Here is a 2,541-nt window from a genome sequence, read left to right on the forward strand (position 1 = left end):
GGATATTTGATTTATGTTTGAAAATAAGATTGATCAGGTTTTGGAGAGGATGTGATGACTAGCATAAAAGCGCCATTCGATCCCCCCCAACCCCCCTTAAAAAGGGGGGAGAAGAGTTCATAGTAGTTCATAGTAGGGTGGGTTAGACGGCAACAATCTAGGCGTTAAAGTCAATCTAACAATCCGTCGTAACCCACCGCTTTAGTCCACCGAAAGGATATTTGATTTATGTTTGAAAATAAGATTGATCTGGTTTTACGCGCGTTAAAGGAGATGTTGGGATGAGCAAAAATATGATTCAGTGGCTGGAAATTGGTGATCTTGATATTCATATATCTGATGGAAACTATTCGTCTAAATATCCGAGATCAGAAGAATTTATAGAAAGTGGTGTTCCTTTTATACGGGCTAATAATTTGGTTAACAAAAGTATTTCGGATGAGGAAATGTACTTTATATCGCCCCAAAAGCATGGTCTTCTTAAAAAAGGGCATTTGAAAACGAACGATGTTCTAATTAGCACTAGAGGTGATTTAGGGAAAGTTGCCTTAGTACCCAAAAGATATAATGATTCTAATATCAATGCTCAACTTGTTTTACTACGCCCAAATCCCCACAAGATAGATCCACTTTATTTACTTTATTGTTTTGAAGGGGATCGAGTTAAAGGACAAATAAGTCAACTTCAAACTGGTACAGCACTCAAACAGTTACCAGTGGGGAACTTGAAAAGGATAAAAATCCCCCTCCCACCCCTCGAAGAACAGCGAAGAATTGCGGCAATTTTAGATAAAGCGGATGGGGTGCGACGCAAGCGCAAGGAGGCAATTAGGTTGACTGAGGAGTTGTTAAAATCGACTTTCCTAGAGATGTTCGGTGATCCTGTTACTAATCCGAAAGGGTGGGAGATAGCTAAACTCGGTGATTTTGGTAAAATATTGACTGGAAACACTCCTCCTCGTTCTGTCTCAGAAAACTATGGAGACGAAATCGAATGGATTAAGTCGGATAACATCACCACTCCTGAGCATTTTTTGACAGAGGCAGAAGAAAAGCTTTCGGCGAAGGGAAAGAAGATAGCTAGAACTGTCCCTAATGGTTCGGTTCTAGTGACCTGCATAGCTGGAAGTAGATCAAGTATTGGGCGGGCTGCCCTTACTGATAGAGAAGTAGCATTTAATCAACAAATTAATGCTGTGGTTCCAAATTCAGATGTAGATCCGTACTTTTTATACGGCCAGTTATTCGTTGCTCAACATCTTGTGCAAGCACAGTCTACTGATTCAATGAAAGGCATGGTCAATAAGAGCAAATTCTCAAGTATTGAGTTCATAAAACCTCCATCACAAAAACAGCAAAAATTTGGAAAGTGGTTTCTAGGTTTTCATAGATACTACATGAATTTGATCAGTGGAGAGGAACAATCCGAAAATCTCTTTAATTCCCTTTTACAAAAGGCATTTAGGGGGGAATTGTAGCCACGGCATCCCGCGGATTACTGCCATAATCTTGTGGGAAATGCCATTAAAAAAGACCGTTGGACAATTAACCAAGATTCAGCTACCGCCGCGGCGACTTCGACCTCTGCGGTTTTCGGGTAGTCTGCGTATTCGGGAGGACTCTCTAACCCTTTTTCTCTTTTTTCCCTTTTTACCCTTATTCCCTATTTTTTCTCTTTTCTTTTCTTTCCCGCCTAAGGGCGGGTCGATTTTTTTGAGAAAATGGCGTTAATGTTAAATTTTATTAAGGCAATGAAAGAGTTATCGGTTATCAGTTGGGAAGGTGGTGTTATATTATGGGCAGTAAAGTTGCTCAAAAAGCCAGCTACAACCATGAGCGCTCTTGTCAAACCCTCTGGCCTGATTCCCAAAGGATTGCGGGTGCAACAGATTAATAATCTCACCCTATTCAAATTTACAGATGAACTGGGCGATCGGATGCAGACGCTTCTTGACAAAAAAAAAGCTGATGATCTCACCCCGGAGGAAGTCCTTGAGCTAGAAGCGATTGGCGAACTCGACCAAATTTTCAGCTACATCAACGCTGTCATTGCCGCCAGAGTAAATGGTCATTCCTAAATCGCTTTACCATATTGTTCGACAACGCGCTAGGTTCCGGTGTGAATACTGTCACTATCCCGAACTCCTCAGTTCCGCCCCTCTTTCGATCGACCCAGAAACCGAGGCAGAAGCTTCACTGTTCAACCCACGCCAGCAAATATGGTCAGAGCATTTTCTGTCTTTTGTCGTTCGCATAAGTAGAAAACGGGTTTCTCGGAGAAACCCGTTTTCTGTGCGTTACTCAAGAGTTATCGGTTATCAGTTGGGAAGGTGGTGTAATATTATGGGCAGTAAAGTTGCTCAAAAAGCTGATCAGTTTGCTATTAGCATAGTAAATGCTGATAAATAAATATGGTTCTTCGGTTTGTCTTATGCAACGTACAGGATTATAAGGAATGAAACTCTTATAGAGAAAGACATTTGGCGATTTTTGTCAATTGTTTTTGATCTAGAGCGAACTAATCAATTAAGTCTCTTGCCA

At 41.1% G+C, this 2,541-nt stretch carries 2 protein-coding genes; both read left to right on the plus strand.

Features of this window, described 5'->3' with window-relative positions; genetic code table 11:
- Positions 1-281 precede the first annotated feature (281 nt).
- The gene (locus IM477_RS07655; protein WP_287731203.1) at positions 282-1,478 is read left to right on the plus strand and encodes a restriction endonuclease subunit S; all 1,197 of its coding nucleotides are present in this window, start codon (positions 282-284) and stop codon (positions 1,476-1,478) included.
- A 252-nt stretch (positions 1,479-1,730) separates the two neighbouring features.
- Entirely contained in the window at positions 1,731-2,078 is a 348-nt protein-coding gene (locus tag IM477_RS07660; RefSeq protein WP_287108453.1) for a hypothetical protein, read from the plus strand.
- The last annotated feature ends 463 nt before the right edge of the window (positions 2,079-2,541 follow it).

The organism is Microcystis sp. M090S1 (genome assembly GCF_020246295.1).
Taxonomy (GTDB): Bacteria; Cyanobacteriota; Cyanobacteriia; order Cyanobacteriales; family Microcystaceae; genus Microcystis; species Microcystis aeruginosa.